General features: G+C 66.5%; 20 protein-coding genes. 10 read left to right on the plus strand and 10 right to left on the minus strand.

From position 1 onward, the window contains the following. The 6 genes from KIT53_RS00005 to KIT53_RS00030 all read left to right on the plus strand — a co-directional run. The coding region (locus KIT53_RS00005; RefSeq protein WP_297745692.1) for an enoyl-CoA hydratase-related protein at window positions 1-790 on the plus strand (790 nt) is incomplete at its 5' end. A gap of 105 nt (window positions 791-895) precedes the next feature. Next, window positions 896-2,044 (plus strand): acyl-CoA dehydrogenase family protein, encoded by a 1,149-nt coding sequence (locus tag KIT53_RS00010; protein ID WP_297745693.1) that lies wholly within the window; start codon window positions 896-898, stop codon window positions 2,042-2,044. Window positions 2,045-2,067: 23 nt separating this feature from the next. After that, window positions 2,068-2,946, plus strand: coding sequence for an SDR family oxidoreductase (locus KIT53_RS00015; protein ID WP_297745694.1), 879 nt, complete (start codon window positions 2,068-2,070; stop codon window positions 2,944-2,946). 21 nt (window positions 2,947-2,967) lie between these two features. After that, entirely contained in the window at window positions 2,968-3,561 is a 594-nt protein-coding gene (locus KIT53_RS00020) for a histidine phosphatase family protein (RefSeq protein WP_297745695.1), read from the plus strand. Between the two features lie 17 nt (window positions 3,562-3,578). Next, on the plus strand, window positions 3,579-4,616 hold the full coding sequence (locus KIT53_RS00025) for a phosphotransferase family protein (RefSeq protein WP_297745696.1): 1,038 nt from the start codon (window positions 3,579-3,581) through the stop codon (window positions 4,614-4,616). Further along, a complete protein-coding gene (locus tag KIT53_RS00030; protein ID WP_297745697.1) occupies window positions 4,613-5,110 on the plus strand; it encodes a hypothetical protein in 498 nt (165 codons plus the stop codon). The genes KIT53_RS00025 and KIT53_RS00030 overlap by 4 nt, the downstream gene beginning before the upstream one ends. Window positions 5,111-5,166: 56 nt before the next feature. Here KIT53_RS00030 and KIT53_RS00035 read toward each other — a convergent pair whose 3' ends face one another. The 10 genes from KIT53_RS00035 to KIT53_RS00080 all read right to left on the minus strand — a co-directional run bounded on the left by KIT53_RS00035 (window position 5,167) and on the right by KIT53_RS00080 (window position 17,152). Further along, window positions 5,167-6,993 carry an AMP-binding protein gene (locus KIT53_RS00035; RefSeq protein ID WP_297745698.1) on the minus strand — a complete coding sequence of 609 codons (1,827 nt, stop codon included), beginning with the start codon at window positions 6,991-6,993 and terminating at the stop codon, window positions 5,167-5,169. Between the two features lie 40 nt (window positions 6,994-7,033). Then, entirely contained in the window at window positions 7,034-7,846 is an 813-nt protein-coding gene (locus tag KIT53_RS00040; protein WP_297745699.1) for an ABC transporter ATP-binding protein, read from the minus strand. After that, window positions 7,843-9,045, minus strand: coding sequence for an ABC transporter substrate-binding protein (locus KIT53_RS00045; RefSeq protein WP_297745700.1), 1,203 nt, complete (start codon window positions 9,043-9,045; stop codon window positions 7,843-7,845). Before KIT53_RS00045 ends, KIT53_RS00040 begins: the two co-directional genes overlap by 4 nt. Before the next feature lie 34 nt (window positions 9,046-9,079). Next, a complete protein-coding gene (locus KIT53_RS00050; RefSeq protein WP_297745701.1) occupies window positions 9,080-10,120 on the minus strand; it encodes a branched-chain amino acid ABC transporter permease in 1,041 nt (346 codons plus the stop codon). Window positions 10,121-10,123: 3 nt separating this feature from the next. After that, window positions 10,124-10,996 carry a branched-chain amino acid ABC transporter permease gene (locus KIT53_RS00055; RefSeq protein WP_297745702.1) on the minus strand — a complete coding sequence of 291 codons (873 nt, stop codon included), beginning with the start codon at window positions 10,994-10,996 and terminating at the stop codon, window positions 10,124-10,126. Then, window positions 10,993-11,784: an ABC transporter ATP-binding protein gene (locus KIT53_RS00060; RefSeq protein ID WP_297746894.1), complete on the minus strand. Its 792-nt coding sequence runs from the start codon at window positions 11,782-11,784 to the stop codon at window positions 10,993-10,995. The genes KIT53_RS00055 and KIT53_RS00060 overlap by 4 nt, the downstream gene beginning before the upstream one ends. Before the next feature lie 178 nt (window positions 11,785-11,962). Continuing rightward, a complete protein-coding gene (locus KIT53_RS00065) occupies window positions 11,963-13,609 on the minus strand; it encodes an AMP-binding protein (RefSeq protein ID WP_297745703.1) in 1,647 nt (548 codons plus the stop codon). 71 nt (window positions 13,610-13,680) lie between these two features. Continuing rightward, complete coding sequence (locus tag KIT53_RS00070; RefSeq protein ID WP_297745704.1) at window positions 13,681-14,145, minus strand: MarR family transcriptional regulator; 465 nt, start codon at window positions 14,143-14,145, stop codon at window positions 13,681-13,683. 63 nt (window positions 14,146-14,208) lie between these two features. Next, complete coding sequence (locus tag KIT53_RS00075; protein ID WP_297746897.1) at window positions 14,209-15,114, minus strand: SDR family NAD(P)-dependent oxidoreductase; 906 nt, start codon at window positions 15,112-15,114, stop codon at window positions 14,209-14,211. Between the two features lie 52 nt (window positions 15,115-15,166). Next, window positions 15,167-17,152 (minus strand): acetoacetate--CoA ligase, encoded by a 1,986-nt coding sequence (locus tag KIT53_RS00080; RefSeq protein WP_297745705.1) that lies wholly within the window; start codon window positions 17,150-17,152, stop codon window positions 15,167-15,169. Between the two features lie 161 nt (window positions 17,153-17,313). On the opposite strand from KIT53_RS00080, the gene KIT53_RS00085 reads away from it, so the two are divergent. Genes KIT53_RS00085 through KIT53_RS00100 form a run of 4 tightly spaced genes read left to right on the plus strand, consistent with a single transcriptional unit; the run spans window position 17,314 to window position 21,616 of the window. Then, window positions 17,314-18,759, plus strand: coding sequence for a 3-oxoacyl-[acyl-carrier-protein] synthase III C-terminal domain-containing protein (locus KIT53_RS00085; RefSeq protein ID WP_297745706.1), 1,446 nt, complete (start codon window positions 17,314-17,316; stop codon window positions 18,757-18,759). A 14-nt stretch (window positions 18,760-18,773) separates the two neighbouring features. Continuing rightward, entirely contained in the window at window positions 18,774-19,979 is a 1,206-nt protein-coding gene (locus KIT53_RS00090) for an acetyl-CoA acetyltransferase (protein WP_297745707.1), read from the plus strand. A 51-nt stretch (window positions 19,980-20,030) separates the two neighbouring features. Further along, on the plus strand, window positions 20,031-20,801 hold the full coding sequence (locus KIT53_RS00095; protein WP_297745708.1) for a glucose 1-dehydrogenase: 771 nt from the start codon (window positions 20,031-20,033) through the stop codon (window positions 20,799-20,801). 17 nt (window positions 20,802-20,818) lie between these two features. After that, complete coding sequence (locus tag KIT53_RS00100) at window positions 20,819-21,616, plus strand: enoyl-CoA hydratase-related protein (RefSeq protein ID WP_297745709.1); 798 nt, start codon at window positions 20,819-20,821, stop codon at window positions 21,614-21,616. Window positions 21,617-21,662 lie beyond the last annotated feature (46 nt).

Genomic DNA, 21,662 nt, shown 5'->3' on the forward strand with positions numbered 1-21,662 from the left:
CTCCATGACCGTGAAACTGGATCGGCATGCGGACGGCATCTGGGCGTTGCGGCTGAGCCGGCCGCATTGCCTCAATGCGCTGGACGACGACACGGTGCGGGTGCTGCACGACCTGCTGGCCGGCCTGGTGGGTGAACGGGCCTGCCGGGCACTCGTGCTGACGGGCGAGGGGCGCGGCTTCTGTGCCGGCTTTGACCTGTCGCTGGCGGACAGCGCGCCGGGCATCGAACATGGCGAGACGCCCGCATGGATGGCACGCCAGGAGCTGTTCGCCAGCATCCTGCTTCGCATGCGGGAGCTGAGGATGCCGGTGATTGCGGCGGTGAACGGGCCGGCCAATGGCGCGGGCCTGGGCCTGGCGCTGGGGGCGGACCTGCGCATCGCCTCGACCGCCGCCAGTTTCAATGCCGCCTTCATCCGTGTCGGCATGTCGGGCTGCGACATCGGCGTGAGCTATCTGCTGCCGCGCTGCGTGGGCGTGTCCCGCGCCAACGAGCTCATGCTCACAGGACGCATGGTGGGGGCGGAGGAGGCCGAGCGCATCGGTCTGGTCAGCCGTGTCGTGCCGGCCGACGCGTTGTGGACAGCGGCGCGCTCACTGGGCCAGGAGATCGCCGCACACGACAGCTTCGCGGTCTGGATGACCAAGCGCGGCATGTGGGCCAACCTGGAGGCGGGCAGCCTGCACGCCGCGCTGGAGCTGGAGAACCGCACGCAGATACTGGCCCGTACCACGGGCGGGCTGGCGAAGGCCGCGCGCGCCATGAAGAGCCGCCCACGCGGCGGCTGACCTCCTGGCCTGGGCTCAGGGGAACTACCGATGTTTATTTGTTACGCTAGCGTAAGATACGCCAACGTATACAACCGTAAGCAACCATTCTGATCGGAGCCTTCGATGGTGTTGACCGAGGACCAGCGCGCCTTGCAGGACATGGCCAGGCGCTTTTCGCGCGAGCGCCTGCTGCCGCACTACCAGCAACGTGAACGAGAGGGCGTGCTGGACCGCGCGCTGATCGCCGAGATGGGCTCGCTGGGGCTGCTGGGCGTGGATCTGCCAGAACAGTACGGCGGCCTGGGTGTGGACAGTGTGACCACGGGTCTTCTGGCGGAGGAGTTGGCCTACGGCGACTTCAACATCAGTGCCGTGCCGGTGGGCATCTCGTTGAATGCGGCCATTCTGATCCGTCATGCCCAGCCCGAGGTGGTAGAGGCCTGGGTGCCGCGCATGATCCGGGGTGAGGCGATCGTGGCGATCTGCCTGACCGAACCGCGTGGCGGTTCCGATGCGGGCAACCTGCAGCTGAAGGCCCGTCGTGATGGCGACGGTTACGTGATCAACGGCGAGAAGACGTCCATCACTTTTGCGGACCGGGCCGACGCCTACCTGGTGTTTGCACGCACTGGCACGCCCGAGCAGGGCGCCAAGGGCGTGTCTGCTTTTTTCATTCCTGGCGATACACCGGGCCTCTCGGCCACGCATTTCGACGACGTGGGCAGCACCATCGTTGGTCGCGGCTCGGTGTTCTTCGACGATGTGCGCGTGCCGCAGAGCCACCGCCTGGGCGATGAGGGCAAGGGCTTCACGCAGGTGATGCAGGGTTTCGACTACAGCCGTGCGTTGATCGGTCTGCAGTGCTGCGGGGCGGCGCAGGCCTCTCTCGACGAGGCCTGGGCGTATGCGCGCGAGCGCGAGGCCTTCGGCCGTCCGATCGGACAGTTCCAGGGCGTTTCCTTTCCGCTGTCCGAGGGCGAGTCCCAGATTGCCGCGATTCGCCAGCTCTGTCTGCACACCCTGGCGCTGCGCGATGCGGGCCTACCGCACACGGCCGAGGCCGCCATGTGCAAGTGGATGGGGCCGCGCCACGCCTTCGACATCATTCACCAGTGCCTGCTGACCATGGGCCACTATGGCTGGACCAAGGAGACGCCACACCAGCAGCGTCTGCGGGACGTCATGGGCCTGGAGATCGGTGACGGCACGGCCGGCATCATGAAGCTGATCATTGCCCGCGAGAGAATCGGCAAGGCGGCGGTCCAGTACTGAATCACGGCCAGCAAGGAGTTGCCATGAGTTATGCATCGATATTCCGTCCCGGTCTGTTCGAGGGGCAGGTGGTCATCGTCACCGGTGGCGGCAGTGGCCTGGGCCGCTGTACCGCGCACGAGCTGGCCGCGCTGGGTGCGCACGTGGTGATCGTCGGGCGCAACGACGAGAAGCTGCAGAAGGTGCGAGCCGAGATCCTGGAGGATGGTGGGCGCGTGAGCACGCAGGTGTGCGACATCCGGGAGGAGTCGCAGGTCATCGGTGTCATTGACGGCGTGCTGTCCGCACACGGGCGCATCGACGGTCTTGTGAACAACGCGGGGGGGCAGTACCGAGCGCCCATGCACACCATTTCCACCAAAGGATTCGAGGCCGTGGTGCGCAACAACCTGACCGGCGGCTTCATCTTCATGCGCGAGACCTACAACCGCTGGATGGGGCAGAACGGCGGGGCGATCGTCAACATCATTGCGGACATCTGGAACGGTTGGCCCGACTTTGCCCATTCGGCCGCTTCGCGCGGCGGCATGCTCACGCTGAGCGAGACGGCCGCCTGCGAATGGGCGGCGGCCGGCGTGCGGGTGAATACGGTGGCTCCGGGCGGTATCGCGTCCAGCGGCTTTGACACCTATGCGCCCGAGGCCAAGGCCAAGATCCTGGAGTTTCCGCCGCAGGTGCCGCTGCAACGCTTTGGCACCGAGTCCGAAATCTCCGCTGCCATCGTCTACCTGCTGTCGCCCGCGGCGGCCTACATCACAGGCTCGTGCATCCGCGTGGACGGTGGCACGCCCAACGCCCGCAGCACCTGGAAGCTGGAGCCCGCGCGGCACGGGCAGTCTTTCAACGGTTTTCACCGATCCGTGCCGCCCGAGCTGTTGCGCGGAACGGAGCAGGCGGGGTAATGCAAGGCAAAGCGAGAGTGCATGCGACTGATTCTGGTACGGCACGGTCAGCCTGACGAGGCTCACCACGAACGACCGGGCGACCCGCCGCTGACCGACCTGGGGCATGCGCAGTCGCAGGCCGTGGGCGCTTTCTTGGCGCGCGAGGGCGTCACGCATGTGGTGAGCAGCCCCATGCTGCGCGCACGCCAGACGGCCGAGCCCCTGGCCCGGCAACTGGCGATGCAGATGCACGTGTTCGATGGCTGGGCCGAGGTCGACCAGGGCACCGAGCGCTACCGCTCCATCGACACGATACGCGCGCAGGGCGAGGTCGAATGGGCGCGCTTCCTGGACGACCCGATCGGCTACTTTGGTGTCGATCCCGTGGTGTTCCGGGCTGGCATCAGGCAGGCCATGGCCAGCAGCATGGCGCTGGCACCTTCGGGCGTGGTGGCGGTGTTCACCCATGGCATGGTGATCAACACCCTGTTGTCCACCGCGCTGGGCCTGAGCAAGGTCAGCCGGTTCGGCATTGGCCATGGCTCCGTCACGCGTCTGGCCGCGCCCAGCATCGATGCCATCGGCGTGCTCAGCGTCAACGAGCTGGGGCACCAACCCACACAGACCCGATAGCAGAAGCAGACAGACAGATGAACGACCCCTTGCACAACGACGACCTGCTGCGCGAACGCATCCAGCGCTACCTGCAGGAACAGACCGGTCAGGCGGTGGAGATCGGTGCGCTCAAGCGTTTCGCGGTGGGCTTCTCCTGGCGCACGTACCTGGTCCCGGTGAGCGGCCTCAAGGACATGCCCGAAACGCGCGAGCTGATCCTGCGCCTGGGGCCCGACTACGGGCTTTTCGCTCCGTACAGCGCCATGCCGGAATGGCTGGCCATGCGCTCCCTCGAAGGCAGCGAAGTGCCCTTGCCCAAGGCGTATTGGGCAGGGGATGACCCTTCGCTCTTCGGCGCGCCTTTCCTGTTTGGTGAGCGCATGGCCGGCGCGGCGGTGGTGCCGTGGGTGCCCGCGGGCACGCCGCCGTTGGACGAAGGTTACCGGCGCTCGCTGGGAGCCCAGTTCATCGATGCGCTGGCGGCGCTGCACCGCGTGGACTGGCGGCACAAGCCCATCGCCGCCATGGGGGAGGGCATAGACACCACCAACGCCGCGCTGCGCAACGTGGCCTATTGGGAGCAGCGCATCGCGCAGTGGGCCATGCGGCCCTATCCTGCTGCCGACTGGGCTGTGCGCTGGCTCAAGGAGCATTGCCCGGTGGCGCCGCGCGTGTCCATCGTGCACGGTGACTACCGCACCGGAAACTTCCTTGAGGAGAACGGCCGCATCACCGCGATCCTGGATTGGGAGCTTGTGCACCTGGGCGATCCGCACGAGGACCTGGGCTGGGCCAGCCTGCCCATGTACATGGGCGGCAGCAAATTCATCAGCCGGTTGTGTGAACCCGAGTGGTTCTACGAGCGCTACAGCGAGAAAGCGGGTTTCGAGGTCTCCATGGATTCGGTTCGCTACTACCGTGCCTTCTCGTTGCTGAAGCTGGCGGCCACCCACATGGCGGCCGCGCGCTGCTTCGAGGAGGGGCGGTTCAACGACATGCGCATGCCGGCGATGGGCAGCCAGATCGGCACCTGCCTGCGCCAGTTGGAAAAGACCATAGAGGCCAAACCATGAACAACTCCTTTGCCCGCCTGATCGATGGCATGTGCGCCACGTTGCGCGCCGAGGTGCTCTCCCGCCTGGACGACGAGTTCGCGCGCGGCCAGGTGTATGGCGTGATCAACCTGCTCAACACCTTCAAGACGCGCGCCGACTGGTCGCCCGAGTGGCTGGCACTGCAGGTCAAGGCGCAGAGCGAGGCCCTGGCACAGGCCAGTGCAGCCTTGCAGACGGTGGCTCAGGGGGCGCCGCTGCCGGCAGCACGTGAATGGCCGGTACCCGTGCCGGCGGCGGAGCTGCTCGCGCGGCGTGACCAGGGCAACCGCGAGATCGGCACATTGATGAACTGGGTCGCCGACCACCGCGCCAGTCTGCCCGAAGCGGCCGCGCAGGAGGCCGAGCGGGCCTTGCGCCAGGCGATGCGCACCGAGATCGAACTGGAGTTGAAGTACTCGCCGCGCCCGTTGTTCTCGGAAATGTCCAGCGGGCGAGAGGATCCGGCCGTCTGAAAGGGCGTTGCGCCGCGATCAGCAGCGCAAAACGCCCGACGCCACGGCCGACGTCATCAGACGTAGATCGCCTCGATCACCTCGGCGTATTTCTCGTAGATACTCTTGCGCTTGACCTTCATGGTGGCGGTGACTTCACCGTCGTCGTGGTCGAGCTCCTTGACGAAGAGGTGGAACTTGCGCACCTGTTGCACCTGCGGCATGTGGGCATTGGCGGCATCGACTTCGCGCTGCACCAGTTCGCGCACCGTCGGGTTTTCCACCAGGCTGCGGAAGTTGGTGAAGATCAAGCCCTGGTCGGTGGCCCACTTGCTGACGTTCTCGAAATCGATCTGGATCAGCGCCGACACGAAGCGGCGCCGGTCCGCCACGACGATGGCCTCCTTCACGTAGGGTGAGCACTTCATCGCGTTCTCGATCTCCGAGGGCGTGATGTTCTTGCCGCCGGCCGTGATCATGATGTCCTTCTTGCGGTCGATGATGCGCAGTTCCCGTCCGGCCGGACCGTCCTCCCAGCGCGCCACATCTCCGGTGTGCAGCCAGCCTTCGGCGTCGACGGCTTCGCGCGTGGCGTCCTCGTTCTTGTAGTAACCACGGAAGACCACGTCACCGCGGATGAGAATCTCACCATCGTCCGCAAGGCGGACCTCGATGCCGGGGTAGGGGACACCCACGGTCCCGACCGGCGAGAGCTCCGACGGTTGCATGGTCGTGGCGCCCGAGGCTTCTGTGAGCCCGTAGGCCTCACGGATGGGCAGGCCCAGGATGCGGAAGAACTTCAGGATGTCCGGGGCGATGGGCGCACCGGAGGACACCGCCACCTCGCAGCGGCGCAGCCCGATGAAATTGAGCAGCGAACGCAGCACCAGCACGTACCAGAGATTCCAGCGTGCACGCTGCGCCAGGCTCCACGTGGAGCGCGGCTGTACACCGTGCTGGGCCAGATCCTGCATGGCCCGCTCGTAGATCCAGCGCCGCAGCGCACCGGACTCCCGGATCTTGGTCTGCATGGAGGAGTGGAACTTCTCCCAGATGCGGGGCACACCAAAGAAGATCCGGGGAGCGAGTTCCCGCAAGTCTTCCTGGATGGTGCGCAAGCTCTCCGCGAAGTTCACCACCGCTCCCGTGGCCACCGGAATGTGGATGGAGAACATCTGCTCGGCCACGTGGCACAGCGGCAGATACGACACCAGCGAACTGTGCTCGGTGCAGCGAAGGACGGTGTTCAGCCCGCGCGCCGCGCAGCCCAGTCCGCGCCAGGACATCATGGCGGCCTTGGGTTTTCCGGTGGAGCCGGATGTGAACACCATCAGGCCGATGTCGTCCATGCCGGGGCCCTCGGTCGCACGAGCGGCCTCCTGCGGATGGTTTTCCTCGTACGCGCGTCCGAGGGCGACGATGTCGGTGAATTCGTGCAGGCCGTCGCGGTCGTAGTGGCGCAGCCCGCGAGGGTCGATCACGATCACACTGCGCAGGTGAGGCAGGTTGTGGCGTATGCCCAGGACCTTGTCGAGCTGCTCCTGGTCTTCGCAGACGATGATGGGTGCTTCCGACAGGGCCAGCAGGTATTCCACCTCGGGTCCCGGCGAAGTGGGGTAGACGCCGGCGGTGATCGCGCCGACCATGGCGGCGCCCATTTCGGCGTAGACCCACTCCTTGCAGTTTTCACCGAGCACCGCCAGGCACTGCCTGGGCAGCAGGCCCAACTGCAGCAGGCCCAGCCCGAACCAGCGCGACTGGCGCTCGTATTCCGCCCAGGCGATGGGTTGCCAGATGCCATAGAGCTTCTGGCGCAGGGCGGTGTCGTTCGGACGCGTGCGGGCCCAGTGCCTCAGTTGCTGGGGCAAGGGGAGTTGCGCGAGATCGGTGGCTTGGTCAGGCATCGCGGAAGGCAGTGGATGGGACGGGGGCTTGCAGGCGCGTTCAGGAAAGCCAGCGCTTGCGCCGCTTGTAGTGCTTGACGTCACGGAAGCTCACATGTGCTTCGCCGTGCTCGCCGCTGCCGAGGTAGAAGCGCTGCACGTCGGGGTCGTTGACGAGCTTGTCGGTCGGGCCGTTGATGACGATGCGGCCGTTTTCCATGATGTAGCCGTAGTGGGCGACTTTGAGCGCAACGTGGGCGTTCTGCTCGACCACGAGGATGGCCACGTTCTGCTCGCGGTTGAAGCGGGCGATGATGCCGAAGATGTCCTGCACCACCAGCGGCGCCAGGCCCAGGGAGGGTTCGTCCAAGAGGATCAGGCGCGGCCGCCCGATGATGGCGCGCCCGATCGCCAGCATCTGCTGCTCGCCGCCAGACAGGTAGCCGGCCACCTGCTTGCGGCGCTCGGCCAGGCGCGGAAAGTAGTTGAACACCAGCTCGATGTCCAGCGGACCTTTGACCCGGCCGGTCAGGGCGTTGCCCGCGGCGATGAGGTTTTCCTCCACCGTCAGGTCGGCAAAGATGTGCCGACCTTCCCGCACATGGGCCAGGCCCTGGCGGGCCAGGGAATGCGCGGCACTGCCCTCGATGTCCTGCCCATAGAAGCGGATCTGGCCAGCGGCCAGGTGTCCTTTCTCATAGGGCAGGATGCCCGAGGCCGCCTTCAGCGTCGTGCTCTTGCCGGCGCCATTGGAGCCCAGCAATGCCACGATCTTGCCGGCGGGCACCTCGATGGAGAGGCCGCGCAACGCCTGCACGCTGTGGTTGTAGACGACCTCGATGTTCTCGATGGCCAGTGCCGCGTCCGTTGTCATGCCTTGATCCACTCCCCGGCGGGTTCCATGGCCTTCTTGGCCGGGTTGTAGCGGATCACGCGGCCCACCTGCGTTTCATGGCCGCTCATGTCCACCGGCAGACCAATCAGGCCACCCGTATCCCAGTTCTTGATGGATTCCATCGCCGCCTTCATGTTGTCCAGCGTGAGCGGTTTCTTGTCCTTGAGGCAGCGGTCGGCGATCTCCGCGAACACCATCCCGCTGAACCAGGCGGAGATGTAGAAGGGCGAGATGTGGGTGGTGCCCGGGCGCGCCTTGTTCAGGTACTGGCGGATCTCGCGGATCATGGGCACGTCCTCATCGCCGGTGGCGTACAGGCTCACGCCCGTGAGGTTCTGGCCCACCGCGGCCAGGGCGTCGAAGGCGGGTTTGTCCAGGCCCCAGGCGGTGCCGTAGATCTCGACTTCCATGCCGGCTTCCTTCATCTGCCGCGCGAACTCGGGCATCGGCGAATTGATGTAGCCCTGGAAGACGACGATGTTGGGCCGTGCGCGGCGCAGCTTGGCGACTTCGGTCGACACATCGACGCCCACGCCGCCGGGTTTGGTGATGACCTCGGCGACGATGGGCAGGCCCAGCTTGGCCGCGCGGGCCTTGGCGGCGGGAATGCCGTCGATGCCGAACTCGGCCTCGGTGTAGACGTAGGCGATGCGCGGCTTCTCGGCACCCTTCCAGGTGCGGTTGATGTGCTCCATCAGCACCTCATGCAGGCGGCTGTAGGTGGCGCCGGGCACGAAGTTCTGTGGCGTGGCCACGGGGTCGGCCACCGCCGCGGCGAGCGAGGTGGAAGAGGTCATCACGTGCTTGGAGTCCACCGCATCGCGCGTGATCGCCTTCACCAGCGGGGTGCCGTCGCAGTAGAAGAAGTTGGGCTTCTCCGCCGCCATGATCTTCTTGAAGATGGCCACGCCCTGGTCCACCTTGAAACCGCTGTCTTCCATCACGTAGCGCAGGCGGCGGCCCTGCACGCCGCCTTTCTCGTTCTTCCACTGGATGAAGTCATTGAGGCCGTAGTGCATCTGCGTGCCGGCGAACGCGAACACCCCGGTGACGGGCTGGGCGGCGCCGACGACGATGTCGCCTTGCTGCGCGCTGGCCAGAGGCAGATGGCCCAGGACGGGGCTGAGGGCGGCGGCGCCCATCCCCTGGACGACCTGGCGGCGGTTGAGTCGTTTCATGCTTGTCTCCTTGGTGGTTGGTGGGAAGGCGGCCTCAGGTCTTGAAAGGCCATAGGTGGAAGAAGCGCTTGGTGCGGCGCCAGATGGCGGTGATGCCATGCGGCTCGAACACGAGGAAGAGGATGATGAGCAGGCCGAAGACGACCTGGCCCATGGGCAGCACGATGCCCGCCAGGCCCGGCATCCACTGTGCACCGATGTTGGCCAGCAGGCGCAGGGTCTCTGGCACGAAGGTCATGAAGACCGCGCCGAAGATGCTGCCCAGCACGCTGCCCAGGCCGCCGACGATGACCGCGGCGAGGTAGAAGATGGACAGGGTGAGGGTGAAGTACTCCGGCGTGATGGCACCGTAGAAGTAACCCAGCACGCCGCCTGCCACGCCGGCGTAGAAAGCACCGATGGCGAAAGCCAGCAGCTTGGTGCGCAGCAGGTTCACGCCCAGGATCTCGGCCGAGATGTCCCGGTCGCGCACGGCGATGAACGCGCGCCCGATGTAGGTGCGACCCAGGTTGCGGGCCATGATGCCCATGATGAACGCGATCACGAAGATCAGGTAGAAGTGGTCGCGGTCCCCGGTGAGCTTGTAGCCGAACAGCTCGGCTTTGGGGATGCTGGTGCCCTGGATGCCGCCGGTCACCGGCGTCCACTCACGGAAGATGAAGGTCAGCAGGAAGTGGGCGGCCAGCGTGGCGATGGCCAGGTAGATGCCTTTGACCCGCAGGCTGGGCAGCCCCACGATCACGCCGAGCAGGGCCGCGACGCAGCCGGCGATCGGCAGTGTGAGATAGAAAGGTACGCCCAGCTTGCCCAGGTAGGCCACCGTGTAGCAGCCCACGCCAAGAAAGGCCCCGTGGCTGAGCGAGATCAGGCCGGTGTTGCCGGTGGTCAGGTTCAGGCCGAAGGTGGCGATGACGTGGATGCCGATGATGCACGCGATGGCCAGGATGTAGTTGCTGCCCCAGAAAGGCAGGGTGAACAGCGCCACCGCGAACGCCACCATCCACCAGCGCGCCGCGGGAGAGTTCCACAGCCGCTCCTCGGCTCGGAACGTTTCGAAAAAGACACCGGTTCTCACGCGTCAAAGCCTTTCAATGGTGCGGGTGCCGAAGATGCCGTAGGGGCGCACGATGAGGATGAGCAGCACGACGACGTAGGGCACGATGTCGCGCGCCTTGCCGCCGAGATAGCCGGCTGCAAGCGATTCGACCAGGCCGATCATCAGGCTGGCGACGATGGCGCCCAGCACACTGTCCATGCCGCCCAGGATGATGGCGGCGAAAACCCCCAGTGCCGCGGCCGCCAGGGCCGGCGAGAGTCCGGCGGAGCTGGAGATCAGCACGCCCGCGACCGTGCCCACCGAGCCGGCCAGCATCCAGGTCAGGCGCGATGCGAAGTTGATGTTGATGCCCAGCGTGGCCGCCGTGACCGGATCGCTGGCGGTCGCCCGCAAGGCCACGCCAGTGCGCGAGTAGCGGAAGAACAGCAGGAAGGCCGTGATCAGCACCGCTGCGATGGCAAAGTTGCCGAGCACGGTGCCGGGAATCAGGATGTCGCCGATGAACAGCGGCGTGCGAGGCAGCAGGCTGGGCGGCGAGTAGGTGTCGCCGCCCCAGATGGCCTCCACGCCGCCGTGGATGATGGCGGCCATGCCGATGGTGGCCATCATCACCGAGACGCCTGGCTGGCCGGAAAGCGGTCGCAGCACCGAACGTTCCACCACAATGGCGAACAGGGAGATCACGCCCATGGCGATCACGAAGGCAACGACCGGCGGCAGCTCGAAAGTGACCGCGCAGGCGTAGTAGAGGTAGGCGCCCAGCATCATGACCTCGCCCACCGCGAAATTCACCACGCCGGTGCCTTTGTAGACCAGCACGAAACTCAGCGCGATGAGCGCCATGACGCCACCGCTGAGCAGGCCGAGAATGCTGTATTCGATGAATTCGATCATGAGGTCGCCGTGCTGTCCGCACCCAGGTAGGCTTCGATGACTTGAGGGTGGCTGCGCACCTGCGCCGGCGTGCCGGCGGCGATGACCTGGCCGAAGTTGAGCACCACCACGTGGTTGGAGATGTCCATGACCATGCCCATGTCGTGCTCCACCAGCAGCACGGTGACACCCCATTCCTCCTGCACGTCCAGGATGAAGCGCGCCATGTCTTCCGTCTCTTCGCGGTTCATGCCGGCGACCGGCTCGTCCAGCAGCAGAACGCGCGGGCGCATGGCCAGAGCCCGCGCGAGCTCGACGCGTTTCTGAAGACCGTAAGGCAGCACGTCGACCGACTGGTGGCGGATGTGGTCGATCTCCAGGAAGTCGATGACGCGGCGCTCCACTTCTTCCCGCAGCGCCAGCTCCTGCTCGCGCGCGGCGCGTGAGTAGGTCAGCGCCGAGAGCACGTTGCTGGACATGGTGTGGTGGCCGCCGAGCTTGATGTTCTCCAGGACGGACAGGCCGTGGAACAGCGAGATGTTCTGGAACGTGCGCGCCAGGCCCATGCCGGCGCGTGCATTCACGGGCACGCGGGTGATGTCCCGGCCACCCAGAGAGATGCTGCCGCTGTTGGGCGTGTAGAAACCCGAAATGGTGTTGAAGACGCTGGTCTTGCCGGCGCCGTTGGGGCCGATCACCGCCGTGATCTTGCCCGGTTCGGCCGAGAACGACACGTTCTTCAGCGCATGGATGCCCCCGAAGCGCAGGGCGACATCGTTGACCGAAAGCGAGAGGCCCGGGCTGGCCATGCCGACGGTGGCGGGGTCAACGGAACTGGCTATCGCGTGCATCAGGCGCTGTCCTCATCGGGCCCTTGGGCCGCGGTCAGAATGGGTTCTCGAATCTTCGCAACAGGAAGGTACGTTACAGGTATGTACACTACCGTACGATATACATGAGAGTCATCGGTGTTTACCCTGAACGAGGTCAGGCTTGCGGTGTGGAGAAGGCGCTGGCGAGTTCGCGCAACCTGAACTTCTGCACCTTGCCGGTGGGTGTGGCAGGCATGGCCTGCAGCACCTCCAGGCGCTCCGGCCAGTACTGCTTGGCCACCTTGCACTGCAGCATGTGGGTCTGCACGTCCTGCAGGCTGAGGGCATGGCCCGGTCGCAGCGTGACGAAGGCGCAGGCACGTTCGCCCAGACGCGCATCCGGGTAGCCGACGATGGCGGCGGTCTGCACCGCCGGGTGCTTGAGCAGCAGCGACTCGATCTCCACCACCGGCACGTTCTCGCCGCCGCGGATCAGCACGTCCTTGGTGCGGCCGCAGATGCGGATGTAGCCCTCGTCGTCCTGGCGGGCCAGGTCGCCGGAGTCGAACCAGCCCTCGGCATCGAAGGCGACGATGTCGGGGCGGCGGTGGTAGCCCAGGAACATCTGTGCGCCCCGGACCTTGAGCCGGCCGGCCTGGCCCGCGGGTACTTCGCGGCCGTCGTCGTCGGTGATGCGGATGTCCATGCCTTCGAGCGGTCTGCCGTCGGTGGACGCCGATTTCTGCGAGGCGCGCTGCGGTTCGGTCAGGGTGCCGGACAGGACTTCGGTCATGCCCCAGAGCGAACACACGGTGATGCCGACTTGGTCGCGGGCTTTCTCCACCAGCACCGGAGGAATGGGCGCGCCGCCGCAGAGGAAGATGCGCAGCGCGGTCGGTGCGGGGCGCCCTTCGGCCACGGCATCGCAGACGTCGTTGAGGAACGGTGTGGAGCCGGCGAAGTAGCTGACTTTCTCCTCGCGCATGATGTCCACGCCCTTGCGGCCATCCCAGAGGTCCTGCATCACCACGGTACCGCCCTGGCGCAAGCCGATCAGCACGACGGCGACGTGGCCGGTGGTGTGCCCGACCGGGGTCGAGGCCAGGTACACGTCGTCGGCGCCGATGCCGAAGCGTGTGCTCAGCGCGTGCATGCAGGCCATCATGGTATTGCTGCTGTGCATCACGCCCTTGGGCGAGCCGGTCGTGCCCGAGGTGAACATCAGTCCGGCGAGGTCGTCCGGCGCCAGCGGCGTGGCGCCCTCGGGCACCACGATGCCCTGGGTGGCGGGGCCGGCCTGCATGCTCTGTTCGAAACCATCGGGTCCTTCACCATCGACCACCGCGATATGCCGCAGGCCAGGCAGTTGCGCCTTGAGGTCGCGCGCCATGGCTTCATGGTCGAATCCGCGGTAGGTCTTGGGCACCACCAGCAGCTTGCTCTGGGCGGAGTCCAGCATGAAGCCGAGTTCACGCTCTCGGAAGATGGGCATCAGGGGGTTGAGCGCCGCACCCACACGCCCGCAAGCCAGGGCGAGCACCGCGAATTCCCACCAGTTGGGCATCTGCACCGACACCACGTCGCCACGGCCTATGCCCATGCGGTGCATGGCCGCCGCAGCGCGGTTCACGCGGTCGGCCAGCTCCCGGTAGCTGAGGCGAAAGGGTTGCGCGCGGTCGACGCGGTAGCCAACGACCGCCTGCTTGTCGGGGAAGGCCTGCAGATGGCGCGCCAGGAAATCGTCCATGGTCTCGTCCATCCACAGACCCGCCGCACGCATGGCGGGGCCTCGGTTGTTCGGGTCGTACGCGGTGGTCTCCATTGGCCTTCTTCTGGGTTGGGCCTTTGCCCGAACGCGAGCCTGCGCCGGCCTGGGCCTGCGCGGTCACCCGCTCAGGTATCGGCGTTGTTGAGGTAGTCGAGCAGGTTGTGTTTCATGATGTCCAAGGTCAGTGCCGTGGTTTCCAGTTCCGACTCGGCCAATCCCTTGAGGATGAGCTCGTTCATCTGGTGGCTGACCTTGCGCATCTTGGCGATGAGCTGTTTGCTCTGTGGCTCCAGGAACACCCGGTTGACGCGGCGGTCCGTCGCATCAGGCTGGCGGCGCACCAGGCCGGACTTTTCCAGCCGGTCGATCAGGCCGCCGATGGCCACCTTGCCCAGATCCAGTTCTTCTGCGAGCTGGGACTGCGTCATGCCGTCCTCGCGCGAGAGATAGGCCAGCACCCACCACTGAGAGCGCGTGACGCTCAGGGGCTTGAGGCAGCGGTCGAACGCGCTGCGGCGCAGGCGCGAGACGTCGTGGATCAGGAAGCCCAGACGCAATTCCCAGTCGGTGGTGGTGACCTGAGGTGCCATGTGGATCTGAGAGCCTTTTCGGGCTCACCTATAAAGTAAAGAAGCGTACATTCTAGGATCTCTTCATACCGGATCCCAGGTGAAGATGTCGCCCGAGCGATCGAGCGCGAAGAAGTCCGCGCTGAGCATAGGAATGGCCGTGTCCAGCACAGCCTGTGGTGTCCAGCCTTCGCCGCAATGGGCGCTGCGGATGGGGCGGGGCTGGCTGAACAGGTAGATCTCGTTGTTGCGCACGCCGAAGATCTGCCCGCTGACGTGGCGGGCTTCGTCCGCGCACAGCGCCACCACGAAGGGTGCCACCTTCTCGGGCACCAGCTTCTTCAGGCCTTCCACGCGGCGCTTCTGCTCGGGCGTCTCGTTCGGAATCGAGTCGATCATGCGCGTCCAGGCAAATGGCGCCACCGCGTTGGAGCGCACGCCGAACTTCTGCATGTCCAGCGCGATGGACTTGGACAGCGCGGCGATGCCCAGCTTGGCCGCGCTGTAGTTGGCCTGACCGAAGTTGCCGATCAGGCCGGAGGTGGAGGTCATGTGCACGAAGGCGCCGCCGGCCTGTTCCTTGAAGAAGGGCGCTGCCGCGCGGCTGACGTTGAAGCTGCCCTTGAGGTGCACCGCGATCACGTCGTCGAACTCGGGCTCGGACATGCGGTGGAACATCACGTCGCGCAGGATGCCGGCGTTGTTGACCACGATGTCGATGCGGCCGAAGGTGTCCACCGCGGTCTTGACCATGCGCTGAGCCTGCACCCAGTCCGAGACCGAGCCGCCGTCCGCAATGGCCTTGCCGCCCATGGCTTCGATGGCAGCGACCACCTCGGCGGCGGGCTCGCCGCTCTCCGGCTTGCCATCCAGCGTCGCGCCCAGGTCGTTGACGACCACGGAGGCGCCGGCCTCCGCCATGGCCAGTGCGATGCCCCGGCCCACGCCGCGGCCGCCGCCGGTGACCAGCGCGACCTTTCCTTCCAGCAGTTTCTTCATGGATCTTTCTTCCCGTCGGTGAGTACGTATGGGTTTGAGAGGTTCAGGTCCCGGCCTGGCGGTCCCTGGCGAAGCGTTCGAACCAGTCGAAGGCGCCCGGGTTGGCGCAGGCGTCCTTGTTCACCACCTCGGCCAGCGCACGGCCCAGCAGCAGCTTCTTGACCGGCAGTTCCTGCTTCTTGCCCGTGAGGGTGCGGGGGATCTCCCGCACCTGCAGGACGTCGTCGGGCACGAAGCGCGGCGAGAGGTCGTCGCGGATGGCCTGCCGGATGCGCGCACGCAGCGCGTCGTCCAGCGTGACGCCATCGCGCAGCGCGACGAACAAGGGCATGTAGCTGGGCTTGCCCAGGTACTCGATGTCCACCACCAGGCTGTCCAGCACCTCGGGCAGGGCCTCGACCACGCGGTACAGCTCGCTCGTGCCCATGCGATGGCCATGGCGGTTAAGGGTCGCGTCGCTGCGGCCGTACACCACGGCACCGCCCGTGGGCGTGATGCGCAGCCAGTCGCCGTGCCGCCAGACGCCAGGGAACAGGTCGAAGTAGCTGTCGCGGTAGCGGCGGTGTCCGTCGTCGCCCCAGAACATCAGCGGCATGGATGGCATGGGCTGCAGGCAGACCATTTCGCCGACGTCGTCGACGACGGGTTGTCCCTGCTCGTTCCAGGCCTGAATGTCGGCGCCCAGGGCCCGGCCCTGCATCTCGCCGGGCACCGTGGGCAGTTCGGGCGTTCCGGCGAGGAAGGCGCTGGCCAGGTCCGTACCCCCTGAGATGACGGCCCACCAGACATCGTCGCGGACCACCGAGGCGCCCCACTGGTAGGCGTCGGACGGCAGCGGCGAACCGGTGGAGCCCAGGCCGCGCAGCGCCCGGATGCCTGGCAGCGCGCCGGGCTGCACGCCGTTTTTCATGCAGCCCGTGTAGTAGGCGGCGCCAGCGCCGAGGAAGGTGGTGCCGGTGTCGGAGACGAAGCGCCAGAGCGTGTCGGCCTGCGGCAGGGAAGGGTGGCCGTCGTAAAGGCAGATGGTGGTGCCCAGCAGCAGCGCGGACACCTGCAGGTTCCACATCACCCAGCCTGAGCTGCTGTACCAGTGAAAGCGGTCACCGGTTTCGGCGCTCGGCCCCAGGTTCAGATGCAGGTGGTGCAGCTTGAGCATCTCCAGCACCACCCCGCCGTGACCGTGCACGATGGGCTTGGGCATGCCGGTGGTGCCACTGCTGTAGACGATCCACAGAGGGTGGTCGAAAGGCACCGGCTCCACCTCGGTCAGCGGCGCATGGGCCAGGCAGTCCGCCCAGGCGTGGCGCTGGCCTGGCCAGCGTGCGGGCACCGGCTGTGCGGGCGCCGCGCCGGCCTGCGCCAGGTAGGGCACCAGCACCAGGTGTTGCACGCTGGGCAGTTCGCCCAGCAGTTCTTCCAGCAGGCCGACACGTTCGGCGACCTTGCCGCCATAGACCGTGCCGTCGCAACCGATCAGCACCTTCGGTTCGATCTGGCGGAAGCGGTCGCGCACCGTGGCCACGCCCATGTCGGTTGCGCACAGGCTCCAGATGGCGCCCAGCGAGGCGCAGGCCAGCAGGCCGATGGCCGCCTGCGGGATGTTGGGCAGGTAGGCCGCCACCCGGTCGCCGCGCTGCACGCCCATGGCCTGCAGTGCACCGGCCAGCGCGGACACCTGGCGCTCCAGTTCGTCCCAGCTGATCTCCAGCGAGCGGCCCTCCCGTTGCAGGCGCTCATTGCGGAACACGATGGCCGGGACGTCCGAGGACTGCGCGGCCTCGGCATGGCGGAAAACCTGCGTGCGGTAGTTGAGTTGCGCACCCTCGAACCAGCGCGCTCCCGGCATGGCGACCGAGGCCAGGGCCTGACGGGCGGGCGAGGGGGACTGGATGTCGAAGTAGTCCCAGATGGCCTGCCAGAACACGCCCACATCGGCCACCGACCAGCGCCACAAGGCGTCGTAGTCCGACAGCGTCAGACCGTGCCGGGCATTCACCCATTCGCGGAACCCTTGCGTGTTGGCCTTCATCTTGTCTCCGTTGTCGTTGCTCTGGTCCTTGCTTCTGCGCGTCCAATGGGGAAAACCCTAGCGGTTGCGCATGCTTCGGTACTGCCGCATTTGTTGTTCACTAGTGTATCATGTGGTGTAGCAAAGTTCGCAACAAATACCTATCGAGACAACGTCGAACCATGAGCAAGCAACCCGAGCATGGCCTGCTCACCACCGGCCGCTATGTGCCCCGGCTGCGGCTGGAGCGCAGCGAGATTTTTGCCCAGCACCGCTGGATGGCACCGGGTCTCAAGTCCCGGGCGCGTGGCCAGCGGTCCATGGCGAACTGGGACGAAGATGCCGTGACCATGGCGCTGGAGGCGGTGCGTGGATCGGGTGGCTCTGTCGAGGACGCCAGTGGCCTGACCTTGGCCTCCACGTCGCTGCCGTTCGCCGAACGCATCAACGCCGGCATCGTGGCCAGTGCCTTGGGCCTGCCGGCTGCGGCTCAGGTGCGCGACGTGACGTCCAGCGCGCGCGCGGCCACCACCGAACTGTTGAGCGCGCTGACCCTGCCGCAGCCTGGCGTGGGGCCGTGCTGGGTGGCTGCGGCGGAACGCCGGGCGCACCGACCCGCCAGCGTGCTGGAGATGATCAGCGGCGATGGTGCCGCCGCGGTATCCGTGGGCTGGGGCGCCCCGATCGCGACGCTGGTGGGTGCGCACACCGTGCATGCCGATTTCGTCGACCATTTCCGCGAGAGCGGGCAGCGCTACGACTATGGCTGGGAAGAGCGCTGGGTGCGCGAGGAGGGGTACCTCAAGATCGGTGCCGGTGCGATCCGCGACACGCTGAAACGCCATGGTGTCGAGGCGGCCGACGTGGATCATTTCGTGATGCCCGCGGTGCTCGCGCGCGTCAACGACGCCGTGGCCAAGCGCGTTGGCATTCGACCCGAGGCGGTGGCGCCCACGCTGGCCGATGACGTCGGTGACCTGGGCTGTGCCCAGCCCCTGGCGATGCTGGACGAGGTGATGCGCCGCGCTGCGCCTGGCGCGCTGATCGTGCTCACCGCTTTTGGCGGCGGCTGCGACGTGCTGCTGCTGCGTCGCACGGAGGTGCCTTGCCCGGGTTCGGTGCCGGGAGCGGGCAAGCCCGAGACCAGCTACCTCAAGTACCTGTCTTTCACCGGCCAGCTCGACCTGGAATGGGGCATGCGTGCCGAGATGGACAACAAGACCGCACTGACCGCGGCCTGGCGCGACCACGACCGCGTGGCGCGGTTCATGGGAGGCCGCTGCCGGCATTGCGGCACCGTGCAGTTCCCGTCGCTGCGCGTGTGCGTAAACCCGGACTGCAACCAGCAGGACAGCCAGGACCCGGTGAGCCTAGCGCAGGCGCCGGCGCGCGTGCTCTCGCACACCAGCGACTTTCTGGCCTACACGCCACACCCCCCGTTCCAGTTCGGCCATATCGATTTCGACGGCGGTGGGCGCGTGCTGATGGAGTTCACCGACACCGACCAGGACGAACTCAAGCCGGGCCTGGCCGTGCGCATGGTCTACCGCATCAAGGAATACGACAGCAAGCGGGGCTTTCGCCGCTATTTCTGGAAGGCCACGCCGGTGCGCGCGGCCGCTGCCTGAACAAGGAGCACACCGTGGCCAGTGGAATTCGCGACAAGGTCGCCATCGTCGGCATGGGCTGTTCGCGCTTTGGCGAGCGCTGGGATGCCAGTCCCGAGGATTTGATGGTCGAGGCCTTCAATGAGGCGCTGTCCGATGCCAGCATCGGGCCGCGCCAGATCGAGGCCGCGTGGCTGGGCGTGTGCCTGGAAGAAAACAACGTGGGCAAGACCGCCGGGCCGCTGGCCCAGGCTCTGCGGTTGCCCGGCATTGCGGTCACGCGGGTGGAGAACGCCTGCGCCACCGGCACCGAGGCTTTGCGCGGAGCCGCGTACGCGGTGGCATCCGGCGCCTACGACATCGTGCTGGCGCTGGGCGTGGAGAAGCTCAAGGACACCGGATACGGTGGCCTGCCGGTGCGCACGCGCGGCGTGAACAACGATCTCTGGCTGCCCAATAGCACCGCCCCGGGCGCCTTCGCGCAATTGGCATCGGCGTACGCCGCGCGCCACGGCATCGACATGCGCGACCTCAAGCGCGCCATGGCGCATGTGTCGGTCAAGAGCCACGACAACGGCGCGCGCAACCCCAAGGCCCATCTGCGCAACCGCATCACCGAAGACGATGTGCTGCGCGCGGCCACCATCGCCGCGCCTCTGGGGCTGTACGACTGCAGCGGGGTCAGCGACGGCTCGGCCTGCGCGATCGTCACAACGCCTGATATCGCGCGGGCGCTCAAGCCGGGCCAGGAGTTGGTGACCGTCAAGGCGCTGGAGATCTCGGTGAGCAACGGGGAAGAGGCCTCATTCCAGCAATGGGATGGCGCCAGTATCGCCACCGCGCGCCGCTCCGCCGCGCGCGCCTACGATGCCGCGGGCGTGACCGATCCCGGCGCGCAGATCCACATGGCCGAAGTGCACGACTGCTTCTCCATCACCGAGGTGGTGCTGATGGAGGACCTGGGCTTCAGCGCGCCGGGCCGCGCCACGCACGACATCCTGGACGGCGTGTTCGACCATGCGGGCCGCCTGCCGGTGCAGCCCGACGGCGGCCTCAAGTGTTTCGGGCATCCGGTGGGCGCCTCGGGCCTGCGCATGGTCTATGAGATCTATCTGCAACTGCTGGGACGGGCGGGCGAGCGGCAGCTTTCGCGCATCGATCTGGGGCTGGCCCAGAACCTGGGCGGACACCCCCATCAGAATGTGTGTTCGGTGTCCATCGTTGGCCGCCATGGCGCCTAGGGCCTGTTTACCCGCTTTTTCGTTTTACATCGCTCAATCAGGAGACTTTTCATGCGAGGACTGAAGGGAAAGACCGCCATCGTCACGGGTGCCGGCAGCGGCATCGGCCGTGCCATCGCACGCCGCCTGGCGCAGGAAGGCATCGTGGTCGGTGTGTTCGACATCCGTGCGGAGGCTGCCGAGGAGACCGTGGCGGCGATCGCTGCCGAGGGCGGGCGCGGTGTGGCCGTGAGTTGCGACATCACCGACTATGCGCGCGTCACGGCGGCCGTGGCCGAGTTCGAGAAGGCCGCAGGTGCCCCGGCCGACATCCTGGTGAACAACGCCGGCTGGGACACGCCCATGCCCTTCCTCAAGACGGACGAAGCGTTCTGGAAGAAGGTCACCGCCATCAACTGGTTCGGTCCGCTGCACGTCACGCATGCGGTGGCCCAGGGCATGGCCGCGCGCAAGGGTGGCCGCATCATCAACATCGCTTCCGACGCCGGCCGCGTGGGCTCCACCGGCGAGGTGGTGTACTCGGGCTGCAAAGGCGCCACCATCGCTTTTGCGAAAGCGCTGGCGCGCGAGCTGGCGCGCAGCAACGTCACCATCAACACCGTCTGCCCCGGGCCGACCGACACCCCCGCCATGGATGCCTTCGTGGGCACCGGCGAGCAGGGCCAGAAAATCCGCGACGCCATGGTGCGTGGCGTGCCGCTGGGCCGCATCGGCCTGCCCGACGACTACCCTGGCCTCGTGGCTTTCCTCGCCAGCGACGACGCCGCTTTCATGACCGGCCAGACCATCAGCGTCTCGGGCGGCCTTTCCATGCACGGTTGAGAACTGGAGAACAGACGATGAGCAAGACCTACAAGGACATCCTCTATGACGTGCGCGATGGCGTCGTCCACATCACCATCAACCGGCCGGAGGTCTACAACGCCTTCCGCAACCAGACGCTGGAAGAACTGATCGACGCGCTGCGGCGCGCCGACGAGGAGCGCAGCGCCAACGTGATGGTGCTCAGCGGCGCCGGTGACAAGGCTTTCTGCACCGGCGGCGACCAGAAGGTCCACCTGAGCGAGGATGGCCTGTACGGCCCGCGCGGCACGGTGGGCATGCCCATCGAAGAGATGCAGACCGCGCTGCGCGATCTGCGCAAGGTGTCCATTGCCAAGGTACAGGGCTTTGCCATTGGCGGCGGCAATGTGTTCGCCACCATCTGCGACCTGACCATCGCCAGCGAGAAGGCCACCTTCGGCCAGGTGGGCCCCCGCGTGGGCTCGGCCGATCCTGGCTGGGGAACCGCCTACCTGGCGCGTATCGTGGGCGAAAAGAAGGCGCGGGAAATCTGGTTCCTGTGCCGCAAGTACAGCGCCAACGAGGCTGCGGCCATGGGGCTGGTGAACAAGGTGGTGCCGCACGACCAGCTCGATGCCGAAGTGGCGCAATGGTGCAAGGAAATCAACGAGATGAGCCCGACGGCGCTGACCATCGTCAAGCGTTCCTTCGCGGCCGATACCGAGCACATCCGCGGCATCAGCTTCCAGGGTATCCAGACCGTCAAGCACTACTACCAGACCGAAGAGTCCAAGGAGGGTGTGCGCGCGTTCAACGAGCGCCGCAAGCCCGACTTCAAGAAGTACGCAAGTTGAGGTGTATCCTCCTGCGCCGCTTCGCGGCTGGGGCGCGCGGGGCGGC

Source organism: Hydrogenophaga sp. (assembly GCF_026125785.1).
Taxonomy (GTDB): Bacteria; Pseudomonadota; Gammaproteobacteria; order Burkholderiales; family Burkholderiaceae_C; genus Hydrogenophaga.

What these genes read in the sequence shown, in the direction of transcription:
- KIT53_RS00080 (WP_297745705.1), bottom strand. Translation starts at nt 17,152, where the DNA reads ATGAAGGCCAACACGCAAGGGTTCCGCGAATGGGTGAATGCCCGGCAC.
- KIT53_RS00055 (WP_297745702.1), bottom strand. Translation starts at nt 10,996, where the DNA reads ATGATCGAATTCATCGAATACAGCATTCTCGGCCTGCTCAGCGGTGGC.
- KIT53_RS00045 (WP_297745700.1), bottom strand. Translation starts at nt 9,045, where the DNA reads ATGAAACGACTCAACCGCCGCCAGGTCGTCCAGGGGATGGGCGCCGCC.
- KIT53_RS00010 (WP_297745693.1), top strand. Translation starts at nt 896, where the DNA reads ATGGTGTTGACCGAGGACCAGCGCGCCTTGCAGGACATGGCCAGGCGC.
- KIT53_RS00015 (WP_297745694.1), top strand. Translation starts at nt 2,068, where the DNA reads ATGAGTTATGCATCGATATTCCGTCCCGGTCTGTTCGAGGGGCAGGTG.
- KIT53_RS00025 (WP_297745696.1), top strand. Translation starts at nt 3,579, where the DNA reads ATGAACGACCCCTTGCACAACGACGACCTGCTGCGCGAACGCATCCAG.
- KIT53_RS00030 (WP_297745697.1), top strand. Translation starts at nt 4,613, where the DNA reads ATGAACAACTCCTTTGCCCGCCTGATCGATGGCATGTGCGCCACGTTG.
- KIT53_RS00085 (WP_297745706.1), top strand. Translation starts at nt 17,314, where the DNA reads ATGAGCAAGCAACCCGAGCATGGCCTGCTCACCACCGGCCGCTATGTG.
- KIT53_RS00065 (WP_297745703.1), bottom strand. Translation starts at nt 13,609, where the DNA reads ATGGAGACCACCGCGTACGACCCGAACAACCGAGGCCCCGCCATGCGT.
- KIT53_RS00070 (WP_297745704.1), bottom strand. Translation starts at nt 14,145, where the DNA reads ATGGCACCTCAGGTCACCACCACCGACTGGGAATTGCGTCTGGGCTTC.
- KIT53_RS00060 (WP_297746894.1), bottom strand. Translation starts at nt 11,784, where the DNA reads ATGGCCAGCCCGGGCCTCTCGCTTTCGGTCAACGATGTCGCCCTGCGC.
- KIT53_RS00020 (WP_297745695.1), top strand. Translation starts at nt 2,968, where the DNA reads ATGCGACTGATTCTGGTACGGCACGGTCAGCCTGACGAGGCTCACCAC.
- KIT53_RS00035 (WP_297745698.1), bottom strand. Translation starts at nt 6,993, where the DNA reads ATGCCTGACCAAGCCACCGATCTCGCGCAACTCCCCTTGCCCCAGCAA.
- KIT53_RS00100 (WP_297745709.1), top strand. Translation starts at nt 20,819, where the DNA reads ATGAGCAAGACCTACAAGGACATCCTCTATGACGTGCGCGATGGCGTC.
- KIT53_RS00095 (WP_297745708.1), top strand. Translation starts at nt 20,031, where the DNA reads ATGCGAGGACTGAAGGGAAAGACCGCCATCGTCACGGGTGCCGGCAGC.
- KIT53_RS00040 (WP_297745699.1), bottom strand. Translation starts at nt 7,846, where the DNA reads ATGACAACGGACGCGGCACTGGCCATCGAGAACATCGAGGTCGTCTAC.